Consider the following 22201-nt stretch of genomic DNA (forward strand, 5'->3'; position numbering starts at 1 on the left):
ACTAGTCAGCATATATGACGAATTCGTGGCAGGTGGAGTTGGATAACTGTTGAACAGTGCAATGCTTTTGGCAAATAACTGTTATAATGGCGCCAAAGCAAAATCAATAAGTGAGTACATGAGCGACGATCCCCATTTTCAGCGAGAAAAAGAGAAATACGATAATCCGGTAGCAAGCCGTGAGTATTTAATGTCTGTCATGAAAGAGCAGGGCAAGCCCTTGTCTTTTCTAGAAATCTGCTCGCTGGTGGACGCGTTCGAAGAAGACAGCCGGATTGGCATTCAGCGCCGCCTGCGCGCCATGGAACGTCAGGGCCAGGTGCAGTTTACCAAGCAGAAGAAATATGCGCTGCAAAACCGTGATGAACTGATCCGTGGCCGTATTATCGGTCACCGTGACGGTTACGGCTTCCTTCGCCCTGAAGACAACAGCGGCGATTTATTTATCAGTGCGGGACAGATGAATCTGTTCATGCACGACGATTTCGTTGAAGCCCGTGAAAGCGGTACTGACCGCCGTGGACGCCGTGAAGCTTTCATCAATCAGGTAATTGAACCACGCAGTGAGCCCATTGTCGGCCGGTTCTTCGTAGAAAAGGGCATTGCCGTTGTGATGCCTGATGACAGCCGTCTTCAGCATGAAATTGTTATCCCGCCGGAAGCAACGAAAGGTGCCCGTATGGGTCAGGTGGTAGTGGTTGAGATCACCCAGCGTCCCCGCCGTCGCATCAGTCCTGTCGGAAAAATTATCGAAATCCTCGGTGACCACATGGCACCCGGCATGGAAATCGAAATGGCGTTGCGTACCTTCGATATCCCTCATGTCTGGCCTGACGCCGTTGAGCGCTACGTTAAACGGTTCACTGAAGACGTACCGGAAGAATCTAAAGAAGGACGCATCGATCTGCGTCAGTTACCACTGGTAACGATAGACGGTGAAGATGCCCGTGACTTCGATGATGCTGTGTTCTGTGAGCCGCTGGATGAAGGGGGCTGGCAGTTGTGGGTGGCCATTGCCGATGTGAGTACCTATGTGAAGCTGGGTACGGCCCTCGATAAAGAAGCACAGAATCGTGGTAATTCTGTGTATTTCCCTGATCAGGTGATTCCCATGTTGCCGGAAGTACTGTCGAACGGGTTATGTTCACTGAATCCGGAAGTAGACCGCCTGTGTATGGTCTGTGAAATGACAATCACTGAGCAGGGAAAGCTGGATAAGTATCAGTTTTATGAAGCGGTGATGAACTCTCACGCCCGTCTGACCTACACCAAAGTGTGGCAGATCCTGGAAGGTGACAAGGAACTTCATCAGCGATACGAGGCTCAGGTGCCTCATCTGCGTAACTTGCATGATTTGTATCGGGCATTGAAACGCGCCCGTGCCCAGCGTGGTGCCATCGAGTTTGAAACGCAGGAAAGTAAATTCGTTTTCAATGCTCAGCGCAAGATAGAAAACATTGTACCGGTAGTCCGTAACGACGCGCACAAAATGATTGAAGAGTGCATGATCATGGCGAACGTCAGTGCGGCAAAAATGCTGGAGAAGCACAACCAGCCTGCGTTATACCGGGTACATGACAAACCTGATGCAGACCGTCTGACGGCATTTACCTCCTATTTAGGAGAAGTAGGCATCCCCCATCGTATCACTGAAGGGGCAAGTCCTGCAGATTTCACCGATGTTGTAGATAAGATCAGAGCCCGTCCGGACCAGGAGCTTATTCAAACCATGCTGCTGCGCTCTATGAAGCAGGCGGTTTACGATTGCGATAACGTAGGACACTTTGGTCTTGCGCTGGACGAGTATGCGCACTTTACCTCGCCAATCCGCCGTTATCCGGACTTAGTGGTGCACCGCGCCATTAAAGCGATTCTTAAAAAGCAGAAGCAAAAGGTTACTGGCCCGAAAGCGTATACCGTTGAGGAAGTGGAACAACTCGGTGAACAGTGCTCCATGACCGAACGTCGTGCCGATGATGCTACCCGTGATGTGGCCGACTGGCTCAAGTGCGAGTTTATGCAGGATCACGTGGGTTCTACCTTTGACGGTGTTGTCAGTTCGGTGACTAACTTCGGTTTGTTTGTGCGTATTACGGACTACCATATTGATGGCCTGGTCCATATTACGTCTCTGGACGATGATTACTACCGCTATGATGATGTTAAACAAACTTTGCAAGGTGAATCCGGCGCAAGGCAGTTCCGCTTAGGTGATACTTTGTCGGTCAAAGTGGCAGCGGTGAACCTGGATGAAAGAAAGATTGATTTAATTCTCGACGGCACTATGCTGCGCGGCCGCGGTGGTAAAAAAGTGCAGGTGAGAACGGCAGCATCAAAATCTGCCGGCGATCGCAGGAACACGACCGACCGCAGAGAAGGCGGAAAATCGTCTGCCACCGGAAAAGGGCGTAAATCGCGGGAGAAAGGTAAAACCGATCGCCGTTCTGACAGCAAGAAGCCGGCAACCCGTGCGCCGAAGAAATCCCGTATTAAATCAGGTAAAGGTAAGAAAAAGTAAATGGCGCAACAAGAATGGTTATATGGTCTGCATGCCATGCAGTCGGTATTGGAAAACGAGCCGGAGCGGGTACTGGAAGTACTGGTACTCAAAGGCCGTGATGACGACCGTCTCAAGAATATTATTAATCAGGCCAGACGGTTTGGGATCAGCGTGCAGTTTTGTCAGCGCAAGGTACTCGATGACAAAGTGCAGGGCGAACAGCATCAGGGGGTAGTTGCACGTGCCAAGCCTGCACGGGCGCTGGATGAAGCCGATCTCGATGCTATCCTGAGCCGTCACGCAGAACCTTTTCTGCTGGTGCTTGATGGTGTTACCGACCCTCATAACATTGGCGCCTGTTTACGTACCGCCGACGCTGCCGGTGTGCATGCCTTAATCGTACCCAAGGATAAATCCGGTGGCCTTACTGCAACAGCCAGAAAAGTTGCCTGTGGTGCCGCAGAGTCTGTTCCGCTTATTCAGGTTACCAACCTTGCCCGTACGCTCAAGCATTTGCAGGAAAAAGGCGTGTGGATTGCCGGTACTGCCGGAGAAGCTGAACAGCTTATTTATGATGTTGACCTGAAAGGGCCTACAGCGCTGGTAATGGGCGCTGAAGGTAAAGGCATGCGCAGGCTCACCCGTGAACATTGCGACCAGTTAGTCAAATTACCCATGGCTGGTGCCGTATCGTCACTCAATGTGTCGGTGGCGACGGGGGTGTGTTTGTACGAAATAGTCAGGCAACGTCAGAGCTGATTTCAAATTAAGGCCACATTTTGTGGCCTTTTTTATACCCGCAGTCCGCACTCTGACGGGCATTTACTTAGGTATAATATTCATTTATTTTTAATATTTAATTAAATAGTTCTTAAAAAAATACTGAGAATCATTATTATTACCGCGTCAGGACCAACCAACAGGTAATAATCATTGTGAAAAAGTCTATTTTGTCACTCAGTATTCTCTCCGCCCTTTGTTTGTCAGGCAACGTCGTTGCTCAGGAACAGGCTAAGGTTGAGGCGCAGGAAGAAAGTGTAGAACGTATCACTATCCGCGGTGCCTTCTTCGGCCAGCAGGTCGCAGACGCGGTGAAAACACCCACGTTATTGCTGAATGTGCCGCAGTCAGCGTCTATTATCGGTGAAGCACAAATTGAAGAGCAGGGTCTGTTCAGCGTTGCTGATGCTATGCAATATACCCCGGGTGTCAGTATCGGGTTGGGTGAAGATCACCGGGACCAGATCACTATTCGCGGTCAGAACACCACTGCTGACTTCTTTGTTGATGGTTTACGGGATGATGTGCAGTATTTCCGTCCGCTCTATAACGTAGAGCGTATTGAAATCATGCGTGGCTCCAATGCTCTGTTATTTGGCCGCGGTGGCGGTGGTGGTGTGGTTAACCGTGTAACCAAAACCGCTGATGTATCATCAGACTTCACAGTACTGAGTGGTAACATCGATACGTTCAGTGCCGGCGGCATTACCTTTGATACCAATGTCGTTATCGATAAAGACCAGGCATTCCGTCTGAATGCAGCCGCAGACAGTGTTGATAATCACCGCGATTTTAAAGATGGCAGCCGTTATGCTTTTAATCCGACCTGGTATCTTGCGCTGAGCGACGTCACTTCTTTGAATGCATCTTATGAGTATGTGAACGATGACAGGCTGGTGGACAGAGGGATCCCGTCGTTGAACGGAAAGCCGTTAAATGGCGTTTACGATACATTCTTTGGTGATAAGGATTTCAACAACACCACGCTGGAAGCCCACATCGCCCGTGTAAAGCTGGATCATAAATTATCAGCGGAGTGGTCAGTGAATACTACTGTGCAGTTTGCTGACTACGACAAGGCTTATCAGAACTTGTATCCCACTGCCTTCGATGATGAATCCCAGTTGGTCACTCTCGACGGCTACCGCGATACCACACAGCGGGAAAACTTCCTGTGGCAGCTTAACGCTATTGGTCAGTTCGATACCGGGGCAGTTTCTCACACTGTACTGGCCGGTGCTGAATATGCGGATCAGAGCACAGAGAATGCGCGCCTGGACAATCAGTTCCTTGAAAATGGCAGTGACAAACTGTCATTCATGTTCAGCGATCCCCTTGTGGTTCCGGCACACACATTAACCGCTCCGGTACGAGACCGTGCGTCTGATGTCAGTGTGGTTTCTGCTTTTGTGCAGGATGAAATCGGCCTGAGTGAAAACTGGGTACTGGTTGCCGGTTTGCGATACGACAGCTTTGATATTGATGTTACCGATCAGATTGAAATTAACGATGGCGCAGAAGATGGCAACAACGGTTTGCTGTCCAGTGATGACAGTGAAATCTCTCCCCGCTTTGGTGTGATTTTTAAACCGGCGGAAGATATTTCACTGTACGCCAGTTACAGTGTGTCGTTCCTGCCACGCTCCGGCGATCAGTTCCTTACTTTGTCATTGAGTTCTGCGGCTCTGGATGCTGAAGAGTTCAGGAATACGGAAGTGGGCTTTAAATGGAACCTGACTGATTCACTGAACCTTTCTGCGGCCGCATTCAAAGTGGAAAGAGAAAACGGTGCCACAGTGGATCCGGACAATCCTGAGGTGTCACAACTGACCGGCACAGAAACACAGGGCTTCGAGTTGCAGTTGTCGGGATATATCACAGATTCATGGTCTGTGACCGGCGGTTACAGCTACCTCGATGGCAACCAGACCAGTGTTTCCGGCGCCGGTTCCGGTGAAGGTCAGCGACTGGCACAACTGCCGGAGCATATGTTCAGTGTGTGGAACAAATTCCTGATTGACGAGAAGTGGCAATGGGGACTGGGTATTGTTCATCAGTCAGAGCAGTATGCGTCTTTGAGTAACAATGTGACTTTACCTTCCTTTACACGCTTTGATGCTGCTGTGTTCTATACTCACAGCGATGCATTGTCATTGCAGCTCAACGTGAATAACGTGCTTGATACGCAGTATTTCCCCTCAGCACACAATGACAACAACATCAGTACAGGCGCGCCGCTGCACGCAAGAGTTGCAGCGACTTACCGCTTCTGAGCTGATTAATAAGCTTATTTTCAGCATACAGTGAAATGGCCGGTGTTTACCGGCCGTTTTGTTGCTTAAATGGATCAAATTGTTCGATTCTTCAGTTCAATGTAAACAGTGCAAAGATTGCGTAAATCGTCGAACTGACGCGGGTTTCAGAGAGACTTAACGGGGTAAAATAACGACGTTCCGGTTAATCCGGACATCAATCACTACTTTCAGTTAAGGATTTACGTTTTTATGGTATCCCGCACACTTAAGTCGCTTATTAAGTTGTTTGCTGCCGTTGGCGTTGCTGTTGGCCTGACCGCCTGCGGCGGGTCAGACAGCAGTTCAGACTACTCGTACGCATACATTCAGTTTTACAATGCTTCACCTAACGGGGCAACTGTCACAATGCGTGAAGTTGACGGCGACGATTTAGGTTCTGCACAATTCGGTGACACAACCTCACTGATTTCAGCTGATTCCGGTGACCTGGAATTGGAATTCATCCGCACCGATTCTGACGATCAGGAAATCCTGCTTGAAGAGATGACGGTCAACCTCAGCACCGGTTACAAAACGTTGATCGTTCTGAGCGGTGATTTCAGTCAGCCTGAATTCATCGAATACAAATTTGAGCGTGAGTCTTTAGATGACCACTTCCGTCTGTTCGTTACCAGCATGATGGTGGATGAATCTCAGTACGATTTTTACCTGGCAGAAGACGGCGACCCGTTTGAAGCGGCAAACTATCTGGGTACTGTGTCTTATCAGGAATTGTCTGAAATGACTTTCTGGGATCCGGATGACGACAGTGACGATTTTGACTCGGGTGAATACACGATTTATCTGACACAGCCGGGCTCTACCGACGTGGTTTTCGAATCGCAAACACTGGATTTCACCTACGATACTGAATATGTTCTGGCAATCCGCGATATCAGTGGTGCCATTCAGGCCGGTATGTCTGTAGATACTATTCTGAACTCGTCTTACGTAACAAACATCACAGACGTAGATGCAGACGCACAATACCGTATCTATAACAGCACAGAATCCACATCACCGCTGACGGTTACCTTCGGTGGTAATGACGGTGAAGAAGACACTGAATTCACATTGTCTGCCGGTGAACTGTCTGACTTTACCGAAATCAAATACGGCGACTACCGTGTCACTGTGCAAACTGAAGACGGCAGTGCAACAGCGCTGACTAACAAGCTGATCACCCTTAATCAGGGCGAAAGTAAGGCGATTATGATTTACGAAGCTGACGGCAAACTGGCTGCAGCAACGTTTGTTGAAAGTGGTCTGCCCCAGTCTTACGACAAAACCGTTAACTTCATCAATCTGGTAAGCGATTTCGATAATATCGATTTCTATCTGGTGCGCAGCGACGAAACTATCGACACTGCTGATTACTACACCATGAATCTTGAGCTTGCTGAAAGCAGCACACTGGTTCTGCCTTCTGACTACTACGAAATCATCGCAGTATATGAAGACGAAAACGATGAACAGGTACTGCTTGACCGTACTGCACTGTACGGTTTCACAGAAGAAGAAAACTACATCGTTACTGTAGAGCCTGCAGATACAGCAACAGGGTATGAAATCAACGTATTGTACTGATACGTGATTAACGAAAGCACCGGCGCCCCTTTCCGGTGAACAGCGGGGTGGAAACAGGGAATGTTTCCACCCCGTTTTATTTTGTGTGTTAATCTTTAAGGAGAGTCCTAAGCGTTCATACGGGGCAATATGAAACTGATAAAAGCGCTACATGCTATTTCTGCAGACGGTAAAAGCTCGACTGAAGACAAATTGAAACGGCTGTTACAGCTTGGTCTTGATGCCTTCGACATGGAGCTTGGCATCGTCAGTCATATCAAAGACGGCGTCTATACGGTCGTTTCTGCCATTTCTCCCGAAGATGCGCTCCAGAAGGGCGACAGTTTTGAACTGAAAAATACCTACTGCCGTGACACCCTGGCAGCTGACGGTATTGTCGCTTATCACGATGCTGAAAAATCCCCCGGCGTGTCTCATCCTGCTTATCAGGCTTTTGCGCTTAAAAGCTATATCGGTATTCCTTATTTCGTCAACGGCGAACGCTACGGCACAGTGAATTTCTCCCGGGTTGATGCCAAAGAACGTCAGTTCGACAATGACGAGCTTGATTACATTGTGCTTCTGGCCGAATGGGTAGGCACTGAGATTGCCCGTGAGCATCAGCTTCAGGCCATCGTCGAACAGCAAAAAGCATTACAGCATCAGCATTTGCTGCATTTACAGATGTCAGAGCTGGCACGGGTGGGAACCTGGGAAATGAACCGCAATACCGGTGAAATCTCATTGTCTGATTCTCTGGTAAAACTGTTCGAAATCCCCGAAGGGGATCACATCACCTTCGACACCATGCAACGGGTGGTAAAACACGACAAAGACGTGGAAGTCTTGCGGGGACTCATGGAAAAGTCCGTTGAAGATGAAGCCCCCTGGTCTCATGAGTTCGAAGCTGTTTCACTGGGCGGCCGGCAATACTGGGTACAGACTCAGGGGGCTGTTGACACCAGTGATCCTGACAATATCCGGTTTTTCGGTGCTACGCAGGATGTGACCCACAGAATACTAGTTGCCAGGGAACTGGAGAACCGCCGTCATGTGGCGGAGCAGGCACTGGAGTCGCGGAGCCTTTTTCTGGCGAACATGAGCCATGAAATCAGAACGCCCATCAATGGTATCGTCGGTATGCTGGAGGCCCTGAAAAAAACGTCGTTGACGGAGCAGCAAAACAAATTTTGTAAACTTGCAGGGGAGAGTGCGTCCAGTTTGCTGCAAATCGTTAATGATGTGCTGGATTTCTCAAAAATAGATGCCGGAGGTCTGGAGCTTGAAAGCATTCCGGTGAACTTAAGCCGCATTGCTGAAGAACAATACCGGCTGTTCTCTATGCCGGCTCAGAAAAAGCAACTTTCATTGACCCTCGATACCCGTGGTACTGACGATCTGGTCTTTCTAACAGATCCAACACGCATAAGGCAAATTTTTACAAACCTCATCAGTAATGCGATTAAATTTACTGACCGTGGTGAAATAAATATCAAACTGAAAGCGATTAAGCAGGCCCGCCAGCAGTATCTGGTTCAGATTATGATCCGTGATGAAGGAATTGGTATCGCACCGGAACATCAGGCGGCCATATTTTCACCGTTCAGACAGGGCGACAGCAATACGACAAGACGCTTTGGTGGCACAGGACTGGGCTTGTCGATTGTGTCTCAGATAGCCGCGCACATGCATGGCGGTATTCGTGTTAACAGTAAACCCGGAGAAGGGGCAACGTTTATCGTTGCGCTGAAGCTGAATGAAGCGTCAGACCATGAAAATGAAACAGAAGACGCAGGTGACATACTGAGACCGGCGGACCTGGCAGGAAAGCGGGTACTGGTAGTTGAAGATAACGAGATCAATCAGATAGTCGTAAAAGAGCAGCTCAAAGAATTCAGTGTCGTGTGTGATATTGCCGGCCATGGCGCTGAAGCCATTGAGATGGTGATCAGAAGCATCGCCGGTAACCATCCTTATGATTTGATATTAATGGATTGCCAGATGCCAGTCATGGACGGTTACGAAGCATCGAAAAAGATTCGTCAGCTTGGCGGACAGGCAGAGATTGTCCCTATCATTGCTCTGACTGCAAATGTGCTGGTGGGTGAACGGGAAAAATGCTTACTTGCCGGTATGAATGACTATTTAACTAAACCCGTCGATAAAGAACAGTTTACCCGCTGTTTGCATCGATATTTACTCGCCTAGCATACCTATTCACAGCCACGGCCATTAAGGTGCACAGCCCCGGTAACACCGTAAGCAAATCGTCTAAAATTAATTCAAAAACGCACTATCACTTCTCAATCTTTTCTGTTATAGTTTCGCGCCCTTTTTATGGGGGTATGTACATAAAAGCGGCAATATCTGCTGCTTTTATCAGCGCAAACGACTCGAGAGAGTCTTAATTATCGAGCGGAGCACTAACATGATCCAAATGCAAACTAACCTGGATGTAGCCGACAACAGCGGCGCTCGCAGGGTTCAGTGTATTAAGGTTCTTGGTGGCTCGCATCGCCGTTATGCAGGTATCGGTGACATCATCAAAGTTACTGTTAAGGAAGCAATTCCTCGCGGTAAAGTAAAAAAAGGTGACGTACTGAACGCAGTGGTGGTGCGTACTAGAAAAGGCGTTCGTCGTGCAGATGGTTCTACCATCCGTTTTGACGCAAACGCGGCTGTATTGTTAAACAACAATAAGCAACCTATTGGTACGCGTATCTTTGGACCGGTTACACGTGAGCTGAGAAGTGACAACTTCATGAAAATCATCTCACTGGCCCCAGAGGTACTATAAGGAGTCACGATAATGGCTAGAAAAATTCGTCGTGATGATGAAGTAGTCGTATTGGCGGGTAAAGATAAAGGCAAACAAGGCAAAGTCCTGAAAGTGCTGGTATCTGAAGACCGTGTAGTTGTAGAAGGTGTAAACCTTGTCAAGAAGCACCAGAAGCCAAACCCTCACATGGGCGTAGCTGGCGGTATTGTTGAGAAAGAAGCATCTCTGCACGTTTCTAATGTTGCGGTAGTTAACCCTGCTACGGGTAAAGCTGACCGTATTGGTTTCCGTACTGAAGACGGTAAGAAAGTTCGTTTCTTTAAGTCTAACGGTGAACTTGTTTAATTAATTGGAGAGTACGATGGCGAAACTGCATGATTTCTATAAAGAAACGGTAGTAGCTGACCTTGCTAAGCAGTTCAGTTACCAAAGCGTCATGCAAGTCCCTCGGATTGAAAAAATCACCTTAAACATGGGTTTAGGTGAAGCCGTAGCTGACAAGAAAGTTCTTGAGAATGCGACTGCCGATATGGCTGCTATCGCAGGTCAAAAACCTATTGTTACCGTTGCGCGTAAATCTGTTGCGGGTTTTAAAATCCGTGAAGGTTATCCGATTGGCTGTAAAGTAACCCTGCGTGGCGAGCGTATGTGGGAATTCTTAGAGCGTTTGATTTCAATCGCAATTCCTCGTATCCGCGACTTCCGTGGCCTGAGTTCAAAGTCTTTTGACGGTCGTGGAAACTACAGCATGGGCGTTCGTGAACAAATCATCTTCCCTGAAATCGATTTCGATAAAGTGGATAAAGTACGCGGTATGGATATCACTATCACTACCAGTGCAAAAACTGATGATGAAGCACGTGCTCTGTTGACCGCGTTCAACTTCCCATTCAAAAAATAAGGGGTGTAGGGTTATGGCAAAAGAATCAATGAAGGCCCGTGAAGTAAAGCGTGCGAAGCTTGTCGCTAAGTATGCTGAAAAACGTGCCGCACTTAAAGCGATTATCAGCGATGTTAACGCCTCTGAAGAAGAGCGTTGGGATGCTGTTCTGAAGCTACAACAACTGCCACGTGACAGTGCTAAATCTCGTCAGCAAAACCGCTGCCGCGTTACTGGCCGTCCACACGGTTTCCTACGTAAGTTCGGTCTGAGCCGTATCAAGTTGCGTGAAGCAGCGATGCGCGGTGAAGTCCCTGGCCTGAAAAAAGCCAGCTGGTAAGGAGTAGCTAAAAATGAGCATGCAAGATCCTATCGCGGATATGTTTACCCGCATCCGTAACGGCCAGATGGCACAGAAAGTTTCTGTTGTTATGCCTTCTTCAAAACTTCGCGTAGCAATCTGTGAAGTACTGAAAGCTGAAGGTTATATCACTGACTTCGCTGCTTCTGGTGACGTTAAGCCTACTCTTGAAGTTACTCTTAAGTACTTCGAAGGTAAGCAAGTAATCGACACAATTGAACGTGTAAGCCGTCCTGGTCTGCGCATCTATAAGAAAAAAGATGAGCTGCCAAAAGTAATGGGTGGTTTAGGCGTTGCTATCGTGTCAACTTCTAAAGGTGTGATGACTGACCGTGCTGCGCGTAAAGCAGGCATGGGCGGTGAGATCATCGGTTATGTAGCGTAATCGGAGGAGTTGAAATGTCACGAGTAGCAAAAGCCCCTGTTAACGTAGCATCTGGCGTTGAAGTTAAAATCAACGGTCAGGAAGTTACTGTTAAGGGTAGTAAAGGTACACTGGTACGTGTATTCAACGACGCTGTTGAAGTTGTACAAGAAGAGAACCAGCTGAAAGCACTTCCTCGTGAAGGTTTTGCTGATGCATGGGCTCAGGCTGGTACTGCGCGCGCGCTGTTGAACGGCATGGTCCAGGGTGTATCTGAAGGTTTCGAGAAAAAACTGCAGTTGCAAGGTGTTGGTTACCGTGCACAAGCACAAGGTGCCAAACTGAACCTGACTTTAGGTTTCTCACACCCTGTAGTTTATGAAATGCCTGAAGGCATTACAGTTGAAACTCCTACACAAACTGAAATCCTCGTTAAAGGCGCGGATAAGCAGGTTGTAGGTCAGGTTGCGGCAAACATTCGCGGCTACCGTCCACCAGAGCCTTACAAAGGTAAAGGTGTTCGTTATGCTGATGAAAACGTTCGTCGTAAAGAAGCTAAGAAAAAGTAGGTGGGTGATACGATGGATAAGAAAACATCACGTTTACGTCGCGCAACTCGCGCACGCGCTAAAATCCGTGAATTGGCCGCGCATCGCCTGGTAATTAACCGTACACCTCGCCACATCTATGCCCAGTTAATCGCGCCTAGCGGTTCTGAGGTACTGGCGGCGGCTTCTACCGTTGAAAAAGGTCTGGCAGCAGATCTGAAAGCAACTGGTAATGCAGAAGCAGCTGCGGCAGTGGGTAAAGCTATCGCCGAGCGTGCAATCGAAAAAGGCATCAAAGTTGTTGCTTTCGATCGCAGCGGTTTTAAATACCACGGTCGCGTAAAAGCATTAGCTGATGCAGCTCGCGAAGCTGGTCTTCAGTTCTAGGAGTGAAGAATAATGGCTAAACAAGAAGTTCAAAACGGTGAATTTTTAGAGAAATTGATCGCTGTAAACCGCGTTTCTAAAGTGGTTAAAGGTGGTCGTATCTTTAGTTTCACTGCACTGACTGTAGTTGGTGACGGCAATGGCCGTGTTGGTTTTGGTTACGGTAAAGCACGTGAAGTGCCTGCTGCTATCCAAAAAGCGATGGAAAAAGCGCGTCGCAACATGGTTAACGTAGACCTGAACGGTCACACGTTGCAGCACCCAATTAAAGGTCGTCACTCTGGCTCTAAAGTTTACATGCAGCCTGCATCTGAAGGTACCGGTATCATTGCCGGTGGTGCGATGCGTGCAGTACTTGAAGTAGCTGGTGTACAGAACGTACTTTCAAAATGCTACGGCTCTACAAACCCAATCAACGTTGTTCGTGCAACAGTAAACGCGCTGACTGAGATGAACTCTCCAGCGGGTATTGCAGCGAAGCGTGGATTGTCTGTAGAAGAAATTTTGGGGTAATCAGACATGGCAACGATTAAAGTAAAGCAAACTAAAAGTGCAATTGGCCGTCTGCCAAAGCACAAAGCGACGCTTAAAGGCTTAGGTCTTCGTAAAATCAACCATGTCCGTGAACTGGAAGATACCCCAGCAGTACGTGGCATGATCAACCGTGTATATTACATGGTTGAGATCGTGGAGGAGTAAGACATGCGTTTAAATACAATTTCTCCTGCAGAAGGTTCAAAACCAGCAGCTAAGCGTGTAGGTCGTGGTATTGGTTCAGGTCTGGGTAAAACCGGTGGCCGTGGTCACAAAGGCCAAACCAGCCGTTCAGGCGGTACCATCAGACAAGGCTTTGAAGGTGGTCAGATGCCAATTCAGCGCCGTCTGCCTAAGTTTGGTTTCACCTCTCGTAAGAGCTTTGTTACCGATCAGGTAACTCTGACTGAAATCGCTAAGGTTGAAGGTGATACGGTTTCCCTTGACTCTTTGAAAGCTGCTGGTCTTGTTAAGAAAGACGTGCAGTTCGTTAAAGTAGTTAAGAGCGGCGAAGTATCGCGCGCTGTTACAGTTAGCGGGTTAAAGGTTACTAAAGGCGCTCTTGCAGCGATTGAAGCCGCCGGCGGTAAAGTAGAGGAATAAGCTAGATGGCTAAACCAGGATTGGATTCAGGCGCGAAAAGCGGCTTGAGTGAGCTGAAGTCAAGGTTGTTGTTCGTACTAGGTGCGATCGTCGTATTCAGACTGGGCTCTTATGTGCCTCTTCCTGGCATCGATGCGGCAGTTCTTGCTGAGTTGTTTGAGCAACAAAAAGGTACCATCGTAGAAATGTTCAACATGTTCTCCGGTGGTGCGCTTGAGCGTGCATCCGTTCTGGCTTTGGGCATTATGCCATACATTACTGCATCAATTATTATGCAGTTGCTCACGGTGGTTCATCCACCGATGATGGAGCTTAAAAAAGAAGGCGAAGCAGGCCGTCGTAAAATCAGTCAGTACACGCGTTATTTGACGCTGGTACTGGCTACGTTCCAATCTATTGGAATCGCGACGAACCTGCCTAACCTGATTAATGGTTTGGTTATAAACCCTGGCTTCGGATTCTACTTTACAGCGGTAGTTAGCTTAGTCACAGGAACCATGTTCCTGATGTGGTTAGGTGAGCAAATTACTGAACGTGGTATCGGTAACGGTATCTCGATATTGATTTTTGCTGGTATTGTTGCCGGTCTGCCAACAGCGATTGGTCAGACAGCGGAACAAGCAAGACAGGGCGACATTAACCTGTTGTTCCTGATGTTGATTGGCGTAATTGTCATCGGCCTGATTTACCTGGTAGTGTTCGTAGAACGTGCCCAGCGTCGTATTGTTGTGAACTATGCTAAGCGTCAGCAGGGCCGTAAGGTTTTTGCAGCGCAAAGCACACACTTACCGCTGAAAGTGAACATGGCTGGTGTTATTCCACCAATCTTCGCATCCAGCATCATTCTGTTCCCGTCCACCATTGCTGGTTGGTTCGGTCAGAATGAATCTACAGCGTGGTTGCAGGATGTAGCATTAATGCTTTCTCCTGGTCAGCCGCTGTACGTGATGTTATACGCAACTGCGATTATCTTCTTCTGCTTCTTCTATACAGCGTTGGTTTTCAATCCGCGTGAAACAGCAGATAACCTGAAGAAGTCCGGTGCGTTCATTCCTGGTATCCGTCCGGGTGAGCAAACATCACGTTATATCGATAAGGTAATGACTCGTCTGACTCTGGCTGGCGCACTTTACATAACCTTTATTTGTTTAGTGCCTGAATTCATGTTGATTGCGTGGAATGTGCCGTTCTACTTCGGTGGTACGTCGCTTCTGATTATCGTGGTTGTTATCATGGACTTTATGGCACAGGTGCAGACACATCTGATGTCCAGTCAGTATGAGTCTGTTCTGAAGAAAGCTAATCTGAAAGGCTACGGCCGCTAAGATTAGTGCACTACGGAGTGATGTAATGAAAGTTCGTGCATCAGTAAAGAAGATTTGCCGTAACTGTAAAATCATCAAGCGCAACGGTGTTGTGCGTGTGATTTGCAGCTCTGACCCTAAGCATAAGCAGCGTCAAGGCTAATCTAAAACGCGGTTAAAATTCGAAATGTAAGCTGAACCTCGTACTGGGTTCAGCTTGCTCTATTTCGATTTTATGAACCTTAAGTTGCAATTTTGTCGTCGGGTAAGTATCCTATCGGGCTTTTTAGGTCGTCGACATTAAAATTAAGAGGAGTGCTGTTAATGGCCCGTATCGCTGGCATTAACATTCCTGAACACAAGCACACTGTAATCGCGCTTCAAGCGATTTACGGTGTAGGCGCAACTCGTGCAAAAGAGATCTGTGCTAACGCTGGTGTTGCAGAATCAACAAAAGTAAAAGAGCTTGACGAAGCAACTGTAGAGAAGCTTCGTGAAGAAGTGGCAAAGTTCACCGTTGAAGGTGATCTGCGTCGTGAAGTATCTATGAGCATCAAACGTTTGATGGACCTGGGTTGCTTCCGTGGTATCCGCCACCGTCGTAGCTTGCCTCTACGTGGTCAGCGCACTAAAACTAATGCGCGTACCCGTAAAGGTCCTCGTAAGCCAATTAAGAAGTAAGCGGGGAGATTAAGTTATGGCAAAAGCACCTACTCGTACTACGCGTAAACGCGCTAAGCGTCAGGTTGCAGACGGTATGGCTCATATCCATGCGTCTTTCAACAACACAATTGTGACTATCACTGACCGTCAAGGCAATGCATTAGCATGGGCGACATCAGGTGGTTCAGGTTTCCGTGGTTCACGTAAATCTACACCTTTTGCTGCACAGGTTGCTGCTGAGCGTGCTGGCGTAGCCGCACAAGACTACGGTCTGAAAAACCTTGAAGTTTTCGTTAAAGGTCCGGGTCCAGGCCGTGAGTCTGCTATCCGTGCACTTAACGCAACTGGTTATAAGATCACAAACATTACCGATGTGACCCCTATTCCTCACAACGGTTGTCGTCCACCGAAAAAACGTCGCGTTTAATCGCCGGACAGTTGGAGAAAGAACATGGCAAGATATTTGGGTCCTAAACTCAAACTTAGCCGTCGCGAAGGAACTGACCTGTTCCTGAAAAGCGGCGTTCGCGCAATCGATTCTAAGTGTAAAATCGATAATGCGCCTGGTCAGCACGGTGCCCGTCGTGGCCGTCTGTCTGACTACGGTGTACAGTTGCGTGAAAAGCAAAAAGTTCGTCGTATGTACGGCGTTCTGGAAAAACAATTCCGTAACTACTATAAAGAAGCTGCCCGTCTGAAAGGCAACACCGGTGAAAACCTGTTGCAACTTCTTGAGCAGCGTCTGGATAACGTAGTTTATCGTATGGGATTCGCCAGCACTCGTGCAGAAGCACGTCAGCTGGTTAGCCACAAGGCGATCATGGTAAATGGTCAAGTTGTGAACATTCCATCGTTTAACGTTTCTGCCGAAGACGTGGTTTCTGTTCGTGAAAAGGCTAAAAAGCAAGCGCGTATCGTTGCTGCTTTGGAACTGGCTGACCAACGTGAGAAGCCAACCTGGATTGAAGTAGACAACAGCAAAATGGAAGGCACTTTCAAGCGCGTTCCGGAAAGAACTGACCTGTCTGCTGAAATTAACGAACAGTTGATCGTCGAACTTTACTCTAAGTAAAGCTAACTAAAGAGGAAGCATTGTGGGTTCTGTGACTGAATTCCTGAAACCGAGATTAGTTGAGATCGAAAACGTTTCTCCTACTCGTGCCAAAGTAACTTTGGAACCACTGGAGCGCGGCTTTGGCCACACTCTGGGTAACGCCCTTCGCCGTATCTTACTGTCATCCATGCCTGGATGTGCGGTAACTGAGGTCGAAATTGACGGCGTATTACACGAGTACAGCACCAAAGAAGGTGTGCAGGAAGATGTAATCGAAATTCTGCTGAATCTGAAAGGTTTAGCGGTTCGCCTTGAAGGTAAAACTGAGGCAACCCTGACAATAGTGAAATCTGGCGCTGGCCCTGTTGTTGCTGGTGATATTCAGCATGACGGTGACGTAGAAATCGTTAACCCTGAGCACGTTATCTGTACTTTAACCGGCGAAGCTGAAATCAGCATGCGCATTAAAGTTGAAACTGGCCGTGGTTACATTCCTGCTGCTACTCGTCGCTCCTCCGAGGAAGATGATCGTCCAATTGGTCGTTTGTTAGTTGATGCTTCATACAGCCCTGTTGAACGTATTGCTTATTCAGTCGAGTCTGCCCGTGTTGAACAACGCACAGACTTAGACAAACTGATCATCGATATGGAAACGAACGGTACTCTGGATCCTGAAGAAGCGATCCGCCGCGCAGCCACTATTCTGGCTGAGCAATTAGATGCCTTCGTTGATCTGCGTGACGTTTCTGAACCTGTTCAGAAAGAAGAGAAGCCGGAATTCGATCCGATTCTGTTACGTCCTGTTGATGACCTGGAATTAACTGTACGTTCTGCAAACTGTTTGAAAGCAGAAGCTATCCAGTACATTGGTGACCTGGTTCAGCGTACTGAGGTTGAGTTACTTAAGACGCCTAACCTTGGTAAGAAATCGCTAACTGAAATCAAAGATGTTCTTGCATCTCGTGGATTGTCTCTGGGCATGCGCCTGGAAAACTGGCCACCAGAGAGCATCGCTGAGAAAGATTAATCAGGTTTTTATCAAACTGATTTGTAGAGAAGGATAAAACTATGCGCCATCGTAAGAGTGGTCGTCAGTTGAATCGCAACAGCAGCCATCGTCAAGCTATGTTCAAAAACATGGCCGGCTCACTGGTCAAGCACGAAGTGATCAAAACGACGTTACCAAAAGCGAAAGAATTACGTCGCGTAATCGAGCCTTTAATCACACTGGCTAAACAAGACAGCGTTGCAAACCGCCGTCTGGCTATGGCCCGTACAGGTGATAAAGAGGTAGTAGGTAAACTGTTCAACGAGCTTGGTCCTCGTTACGAAGCTCGCCCTGGCGGTTACACTCGCATTCTTAAATGCGGTTTCCGTACAGGCGACAACGCTCCTATGGCGTTTGTTGAACTGGTAGACCGTCCTGAAGTTGAAGTTTCTGAAGAAGCCGAAGCGACAGAAGAGTAAGAGATTACTTCATTAAAAAAGGGACCTGAGTGAAAACTCAGGTCCCTTTTTTTTGTTACAATTATAATGAGGTCTGAGTAGGGACTTTGTCCATATGGTTTTACCCTGAACTCCAATGTGGCTACTTTCCCTTTTAGTACGACCAAACACTCTAGCTTATTATTTAGCTAGTCTTTAACTTTTATATATAAAACATAACTCATTAATTATGCATTTTAGCTATGCAACACAATATTCCTGCTCAGCTAAAAATATACTACGTGGTTAGCGCTTTCATAAAGTAAAGCTAAAGGTTACCATAATCAGCGTCTTAGCTAACGAATTTTCCAAGGTGCCGACTGAGTGAATTCATGTCCAACTGCAAGCTTTCAATAAAAATTCAAAGGCAGTTACGAGGCAAATAATTAAGGCAGTCTTGTGCGTAATTATCTAGGCTTCGGCGTGGAATTGTTAGAAGAAGGTATGCAGTTCATATTATCGGCCTAATAAACCGTGAGCGTATTCTTGTGGATTTATGAATCCCCACCAGCGGTGTAAACCCTAAAAACAATCTGCGATACAGCACTGAGCGAATAATAAGAGAGATAGAGCAATGCAATTTTTAGTCAGCTTAAAAAATAGTGAATCATGGCAGCAAATAATTAACCGTTGCCAGCTCGCATCGCTGAAGAAGTTCGATGACATTAACGAACTTCATACAGAGTCAACGGATAGCAAAGCCTACTGCATCTATTCCGCGTTGACCTTAGCCGACATCAGCCAACTCTTAGCAAACAAAGAAATTCAGTTAGTGCTTAGCCTCGATTCACCAGAAATTTTAGTTTCGAACTTACTGCGCGAAGGCAAATCTCTTAGCCACTCTGTTTCCATCTGGAATCAGCAAACGGTGGAAATCTTAAAATTGCAGCAGCAACATCGGCGACAGCTTCATCTTGCGCAAGCCGATGGCCTACTAATCTGCCCTGCCCAAATACCTGAATGGCTTGCAAGTAAGTTTTCTGCAATTGGCGAGGCACCTTCACGCCTTAGTCATGACTTCTACTCCCTCATGGCTTCGCAAGCGCTAAGACAAAATCATGAAACAGAAACCACTTGGCAACGACTTATCGCCTGCAGCCTGCCATTACTTGATGACCCCTATCTCAGCTTTGACCTTGACGCAATTTACCAAGTGGCCATAGTTCAAAAAGAGGAGCAGCTGGCAGATAGCAAAGGCGAAAACGAACTCCTTTTGCATCAACTTTTCCACGTTCAAGAAGAGCTAGAAAAGGCTTTTAGTGCAGAGAAACAACAACAAATCAAGTTAGAAAAGACCTCACAATTAAACAAAAACACTGAGCAACAACTGGCTGTAAGCAAGGACGAAAACGAAGTTTTACTGCAGCAGCTGTTCTCTGTACAGGAAGAACTGGACTACAAGCTAAAAAAAGCAGCAGCCGAAGTTGTAAAATCAAAACACCAACTGGCCGCCGTTCAGGCAGAGTTAAAGGCAATATCTGCTTCAAAATTGTGGAAAAGCGTTGCTCCAGTGCGCAAACTGACAAAAGTCCTCAGCGCAAAGAGACGAAACAGAGAGCAACTCAGGCAAGACGCCGCCCTTATTCTGGCGTCAGAATACTTTGACGTTAGCTGGTATCTACAAAACTACCAAGATGTAGCAGAGTCAGGTATGCCCCCTGCCGAACATTATTTATGTTTCGGCGGAGCCGAGGGTCGCGCACCAGGTCCTTTGTTCGACAGCAACTGGTATTTATCCAGATACCCAGATGTCGCTAAAAATGGCATTAACCCTTTATTACACTACGTAAAATTTGGAGTGCAAGAAGGCCGAACCCCATCTCCTAAACTTCAACAGCATCAGAAAGGGACGAATTTATGACACTTAGTACATACGCAGGCTCAGACACGCTCGTTTGGCTAGGTGTCGGTTACAACGCTGACCTAAGCTGCATTGCCGATGAGACACAGGTTGTACTGGTTGATGCTAACCCAAGTGCTTTAAAAACATTAGAAAAACAAAGCGTTGCAAAAAGTGGGATCAAAGAGAATCTAACATTCGCGCCGGTGTGCCTTGCGCCTCGGGCAGGCGAAACCGAATTTTATCATTATAATCTCAGTGAATATTCAGCGTTGTCAGAATTGACCGGCCTTCGCAAGCTGTTTCCAGGCATAAAACTTAAAACCACACAAACCCTAACTACAACCCCTATTGCTGAATTTATCCGTAACCAGACATTAAATAATAAAAACAACACATTACGAATAGACATCATCGATCAATGCTTACCGTTATTGCGTGCCCTGGCACAAGACGGATTACTAAGCATATTTAACCACTTAGAACTGCAAACTAGTACTGAGTCCATGTACCAAAACGCAGCCACTACTTCTGACATAGTTCAATTCCTCAGCCAACAAGGCTACGAGTTACGAACCCAAGACAACAGCGACCCAGATTTACCAAAGCTGGGTTTTACTGTAAACCCTCTTTGGCAGACTCTACAAGGCACCCAGCAACAGCTTTTAGAAGAAAAGAAGAAGGCTGAGCAAAAAGAAGCTGAGCAGGCGAAGGCATTGGCCGAGAAAGATTCTAAGATTGCAGAAGCTAACAAGATCGCATCTGAAGCGGCCAAACAGTTGGAAATCATAAAAGCTGAGCAAGCGAAGGCATTGGCCGAAAAAGACTTTAAGATTGCCGAAGCAAACAAAGCAGCATCGGAAGCCGCCAAACAGCTGAATGTCATCAAGACTGAAAAAGCTGACCAAGCTAAAGTACTGGCTGAGAAAGAAACAAAACTGATCGAAATTGATAAGCAACGAGTTGAACAAAAAGCCGCCAAAGAAAAACAAACGGACGCCTTAAAAGAGGTAAAAACTCAGTGCAAAGTCCTGCAAACACAAAACCGTGAACTCCAGATCCAAGAAAAAGAAAATCGTGTACAGCTCGAACAACTTAAAGCTGAACTACTAAAAGCCGAAGCCCAAATCACCCTAATTCGTGATTTATTCTTCAAAAATAGCACATTTCAACGCCCAGAAGGACAGTGAAATGAGTGATATAAAAAAGCAGCGTTACCACTCGAGATTAGATGCCTTTCATCCAATGATAGAACTTTATAATCTATGGCAATTTGGTTACTGGACAAGACTCGCACAAATTCAAACGATACAGAATGAAGAACAACTCGCGCTTAAAGCCAGTGCTCAGCTTCAACTTGGACAAATAGAACAGGTAAAACAAACACTTAAGGATATACCAGAACGCCCTAGTGAACAAACTGCCAAATTATTGATCTCAGGCGTGTTCAACACACTAGGCAAAGCCCATGCAATACTTGAAGATAAAGAAAACTCTGAAAAAAACTTTAAGTTAGCTATAGAGAGCTACATAGGTAAGACTCGCAGCAAACACATTATTCAAGCTCGTAAAAACGAACAGCTAGCTCAATTGAATAAATGTACTCGTTGGATCAGCTTAGACAGTTATGATCAACGAGGTCAAATAAAAAAATTATTCATTGATTGTGGAGGGCATGATGGTTGCTCAACCATCAAATTCAAACTATCCAACCCAGGCTACGAGATAATAACCTTTGAAGGCAATCCCGAGCTTTGGCCTTACTACGAAAATTTACCTACCCAGCTGATTAAAAAGTTGGTAAGTAATTATACGGGAGAGATTGAATTCATTATTGATCCAGTTGATGCTGACGGCAGCTCAATAGTTAAAGAAAAAAACATCGATTTCCATAAAGAAGTAAAGAATGAAGATTGTCCGGTTATTGTTATGCCGTGCATTGATTTATCAGAGTTTATTCGCGAGAAAGCGAAATACTATCAAGAGATAGTACTCAAACTCGATGTAGAAGGCGCTGAATACGCCATACTCGAAAAAATGCATCAAGATGACACTCTCAAGTATATTACAAAGCTATACGCAGAGTTTCATTGGTATAAAATTGACATGCCTAAAGAGCAACACGATGCTCTTATCGAAAAACTCAATCCCTTTTTTGAAATAGAAGAGTGGGATGCCGCTGAGTTTTCCGTGCACAAAAAGGGCATCAGTAACAAAAAGATCAGACAACAAATATTAAAAGCAATAAATTAAAAGAGT

Annotated in this window: 25 protein-coding genes; all 25 read left to right on the top strand. The window is 46.8% G+C overall.

From position 1 onward, the window contains the following. Positions 1-118 precede the first annotated feature (118 nt). The 25 genes from rnr (at position 119) to DS731_RS02655 (ending at position 22195) form a co-directional block, all read left to right on the top strand. Positions 119-2518, top strand: a complete 2400-nt coding sequence (gene rnr, locus DS731_RS02535) for a ribonuclease R (RefSeq protein ID WP_119503269.1) — start codon at positions 119-121, stop codon at positions 2516-2518. Continuing rightward, entirely contained in the window at positions 2519-3259 is a 741-nt protein-coding gene (gene rlmB / locus DS731_RS02540) for a 23S rRNA (guanosine(2251)-2'-O)-methyltransferase RlmB (protein WP_119499863.1), read from the top strand. Positions 3260-3435: 176 nt separating this feature from the next. Continuing rightward, entirely contained in the window at positions 3436-5553 is a 2118-nt protein-coding gene (locus DS731_RS02545; RefSeq protein ID WP_232373465.1) for a TonB-dependent receptor, read from the top strand. Between the two features lie 231 nt (positions 5554-5784). Next, positions 5785-7161 (top strand): DUF4397 domain-containing protein, encoded by a 1377-nt coding sequence (locus DS731_RS02550; protein ID WP_119499865.1) that lies wholly within the window; start codon positions 5785-5787, stop codon positions 7159-7161. Between the two features lie 129 nt (positions 7162-7290). Next, positions 7291-9348 carry a GAF domain-containing hybrid sensor histidine kinase/response regulator gene (locus tag DS731_RS02555; protein WP_119499866.1) on the top strand — a complete coding sequence of 686 codons (2058 nt, stop codon included), beginning with the start codon at positions 7291-7293 and terminating at the stop codon, positions 9346-9348. Positions 9349-9568: 220 nt separating this feature from the next. Further along, a complete protein-coding gene (gene rplN, locus DS731_RS02560; RefSeq protein WP_070125772.1) occupies positions 9569-9937 on the top strand; it encodes a 50S ribosomal protein L14 in 369 nt (122 codons plus the stop codon). 12 nt (positions 9938-9949) lie between these two features. After that, positions 9950-10264: a 50S ribosomal protein L24 gene (gene rplX, locus DS731_RS02565; RefSeq protein ID WP_119499867.1), complete on the top strand. Its 315-nt coding sequence runs from the start codon at positions 9950-9952 to the stop codon at positions 10262-10264. A gap of 16 nt (positions 10265-10280) precedes the next feature. Beyond that, a complete protein-coding gene (rplE, locus tag DS731_RS02570; protein ID WP_119499868.1) occupies positions 10281-10820 on the top strand; it encodes a 50S ribosomal protein L5 in 540 nt (179 codons plus the stop codon). Positions 10821-10833: 13 nt separating this feature from the next. Continuing rightward, positions 10834-11139 (top strand): 30S ribosomal protein S14, encoded by a 306-nt coding sequence (gene rpsN / locus DS731_RS02575; protein WP_070125769.1) that lies wholly within the window; start codon positions 10834-10836, stop codon positions 11137-11139. A gap of 13 nt (positions 11140-11152) precedes the next feature. Continuing rightward, a complete protein-coding gene (gene rpsH, locus DS731_RS02580) occupies positions 11153-11545 on the top strand; it encodes a 30S ribosomal protein S8 (RefSeq protein ID WP_119499869.1) in 393 nt (130 codons plus the stop codon). A gap of 14 nt (positions 11546-11559) precedes the next feature. Beyond that, positions 11560-12093 carry a 50S ribosomal protein L6 gene (rplF, locus tag DS731_RS02585; protein ID WP_119499870.1) on the top strand — a complete coding sequence of 178 codons (534 nt, stop codon included), beginning with the start codon at positions 11560-11562 and terminating at the stop codon, positions 12091-12093. A gap of 12 nt (positions 12094-12105) precedes the next feature. Next, positions 12106-12459, top strand: a complete 354-nt coding sequence (gene rplR / locus DS731_RS02590) for a 50S ribosomal protein L18 (protein ID WP_119503270.1) — start codon at positions 12106-12108, stop codon at positions 12457-12459. 12 nt (positions 12460-12471) lie between these two features. Beyond that, positions 12472-12972, top strand: coding sequence for a 30S ribosomal protein S5 (rpsE, locus tag DS731_RS02595; RefSeq protein ID WP_119499871.1), 501 nt, complete (start codon positions 12472-12474; stop codon positions 12970-12972). Between the two features lie 6 nt (positions 12973-12978). Next, positions 12979-13158, top strand: coding sequence for a 50S ribosomal protein L30 (gene rpmD / locus DS731_RS02600; RefSeq protein WP_014950907.1), 180 nt, complete (start codon positions 12979-12981; stop codon positions 13156-13158). A 3-nt stretch (positions 13159-13161) separates the two neighbouring features. After that, the gene (gene rplO / locus DS731_RS02605) at positions 13162-13596 is read left to right on the top strand and encodes a 50S ribosomal protein L15 (RefSeq protein WP_119499872.1); all 435 of its coding nucleotides are present in this window, start codon (positions 13162-13164) and stop codon (positions 13594-13596) included. 5 nt (positions 13597-13601) lie between these two features. After that, positions 13602-14921, top strand: coding sequence for a preprotein translocase subunit SecY (gene secY, locus DS731_RS02610; RefSeq protein ID WP_119499873.1), 1320 nt, complete (start codon positions 13602-13604; stop codon positions 14919-14921). Between the two features lie 25 nt (positions 14922-14946). Continuing rightward, the gene (rpmJ, locus tag DS731_RS02615; RefSeq protein WP_073325329.1) at positions 14947-15063 is read left to right on the top strand and encodes a 50S ribosomal protein L36; all 117 of its coding nucleotides are present in this window, start codon (positions 14947-14949) and stop codon (positions 15061-15063) included. A 161-nt stretch (positions 15064-15224) separates the two neighbouring features. Continuing rightward, entirely contained in the window at positions 15225-15581 is a 357-nt protein-coding gene (gene rpsM, locus DS731_RS02620) for a 30S ribosomal protein S13 (RefSeq protein ID WP_119499874.1), read from the top strand. A gap of 16 nt (positions 15582-15597) precedes the next feature. Further along, a complete protein-coding gene (rpsK, locus tag DS731_RS02625; RefSeq protein ID WP_070125761.1) occupies positions 15598-15990 on the top strand; it encodes a 30S ribosomal protein S11 in 393 nt (130 codons plus the stop codon). A gap of 24 nt (positions 15991-16014) precedes the next feature. Then, positions 16015-16635, top strand: coding sequence for a 30S ribosomal protein S4 (rpsD, locus tag DS731_RS02630; RefSeq protein ID WP_119499875.1), 621 nt, complete (start codon positions 16015-16017; stop codon positions 16633-16635). A 19-nt stretch (positions 16636-16654) separates the two neighbouring features. Continuing rightward, positions 16655-17644 (top strand): DNA-directed RNA polymerase subunit alpha, encoded by a 990-nt coding sequence (locus DS731_RS02635; protein ID WP_119499876.1) that lies wholly within the window; start codon positions 16655-16657, stop codon positions 17642-17644. A 41-nt stretch (positions 17645-17685) separates the two neighbouring features. Then, positions 17686-18084: a 50S ribosomal protein L17 gene (gene rplQ, locus DS731_RS02640; RefSeq protein ID WP_119499877.1), complete on the top strand. Its 399-nt coding sequence runs from the start codon at positions 17686-17688 to the stop codon at positions 18082-18084. Positions 18085-18676: 592 nt separating this feature from the next. Beyond that, positions 18677-19963 (top strand): hypothetical protein, encoded by a 1287-nt coding sequence (locus DS731_RS02645; protein ID WP_119499878.1) that lies wholly within the window; start codon positions 18677-18679, stop codon positions 19961-19963. Next, complete coding sequence (locus DS731_RS02650; protein WP_119499879.1) at positions 19960-21132, top strand: hypothetical protein; 1173 nt, start codon at positions 19960-19962, stop codon at positions 21130-21132. Before DS731_RS02645 ends, DS731_RS02650 begins: the two co-directional genes overlap by 4 nt. Position 21133: 1 nt before the next feature. Then, positions 21134-22195, top strand: coding sequence for an FkbM family methyltransferase (locus DS731_RS02655; RefSeq protein WP_119499880.1), 1062 nt, complete (start codon positions 21134-21136; stop codon positions 22193-22195). Positions 22196-22201 lie beyond the last annotated feature (6 nt).

The organism is Alteromonas sp. RKMC-009, from assembly GCF_003584565.2.
Taxonomy (GTDB): Bacteria; Pseudomonadota; Gammaproteobacteria; order Enterobacterales; family Alteromonadaceae; genus Alteromonas.

Bases quoted from the DNA above. Each gene is read 5' to 3' on its own strand.
- rpmJ (WP_073325329.1), top strand. From the start codon at position 14,947: ATGAAAGTTCGTGCATCAGTAAAGAAGATTTGCCGTAACTGTAAAATC.
- rplO (WP_119499872.1), top strand. From the start codon at position 13,162: ATGCGTTTAAATACAATTTCTCCTGCAGAAGGTTCAAAACCAGCAGCT.
- rplF (WP_119499870.1), top strand. From the start codon at position 11,560: ATGTCACGAGTAGCAAAAGCCCCTGTTAACGTAGCATCTGGCGTTGAA.
- rpsN (WP_070125769.1), top strand. From the start codon at position 10,834: ATGGCAAAAGAATCAATGAAGGCCCGTGAAGTAAAGCGTGCGAAGCTT.
- DS731_RS02655 (WP_119499880.1), top strand. From the start codon at position 21,134: ATGAGTGATATAAAAAAGCAGCGTTACCACTCGAGATTAGATGCCTTT.
- rpsM (WP_119499874.1), top strand. From the start codon at position 15,225: ATGGCCCGTATCGCTGGCATTAACATTCCTGAACACAAGCACACTGTA.
- rpsE (WP_119499871.1), top strand. From the start codon at position 12,472: ATGGCTAAACAAGAAGTTCAAAACGGTGAATTTTTAGAGAAATTGATC.
- rpsD (WP_119499875.1), top strand. From the start codon at position 16,015: ATGGCAAGATATTTGGGTCCTAAACTCAAACTTAGCCGTCGCGAAGGA.
- rplX (WP_119499867.1), top strand. From the start codon at position 9,950: ATGGCTAGAAAAATTCGTCGTGATGATGAAGTAGTCGTATTGGCGGGT.
- DS731_RS02550 (WP_119499865.1), top strand. From the start codon at position 5,785: ATGGTATCCCGCACACTTAAGTCGCTTATTAAGTTGTTTGCTGCCGTT.
- DS731_RS02650 (WP_119499879.1), top strand. From the start codon at position 19,960: ATGACACTTAGTACATACGCAGGCTCAGACACGCTCGTTTGGCTAGGT.
- rnr (WP_119503269.1), top strand. From the start codon at position 119: ATGAGCGACGATCCCCATTTTCAGCGAGAAAAAGAGAAATACGATAAT.
- rplN (WP_070125772.1), top strand. From the start codon at position 9,569: ATGATCCAAATGCAAACTAACCTGGATGTAGCCGACAACAGCGGCGCT.
- rplQ (WP_119499877.1), top strand. From the start codon at position 17,686: ATGCGCCATCGTAAGAGTGGTCGTCAGTTGAATCGCAACAGCAGCCAT.
- rplE (WP_119499868.1), top strand. From the start codon at position 10,281: ATGGCGAAACTGCATGATTTCTATAAAGAAACGGTAGTAGCTGACCTT.
- rplR (WP_119503270.1), top strand. From the start codon at position 12,106: ATGGATAAGAAAACATCACGTTTACGTCGCGCAACTCGCGCACGCGCT.
- rlmB (WP_119499863.1), top strand. From the start codon at position 2,519: ATGGCGCAACAAGAATGGTTATATGGTCTGCATGCCATGCAGTCGGTA.
- rpmD (WP_014950907.1), top strand. From the start codon at position 12,979: ATGGCAACGATTAAAGTAAAGCAAACTAAAAGTGCAATTGGCCGTCTG.
- rpsK (WP_070125761.1), top strand. From the start codon at position 15,598: ATGGCAAAAGCACCTACTCGTACTACGCGTAAACGCGCTAAGCGTCAG.
- secY (WP_119499873.1), top strand. From the start codon at position 13,602: ATGGCTAAACCAGGATTGGATTCAGGCGCGAAAAGCGGCTTGAGTGAG.
- DS731_RS02555 (WP_119499866.1), top strand. From the start codon at position 7,291: ATGAAACTGATAAAAGCGCTACATGCTATTTCTGCAGACGGTAAAAGC.
- rpsH (WP_119499869.1), top strand. From the start codon at position 11,153: ATGAGCATGCAAGATCCTATCGCGGATATGTTTACCCGCATCCGTAAC.
- DS731_RS02645 (WP_119499878.1), top strand. From the start codon at position 18,677: ATGCAATTTTTAGTCAGCTTAAAAAATAGTGAATCATGGCAGCAAATA.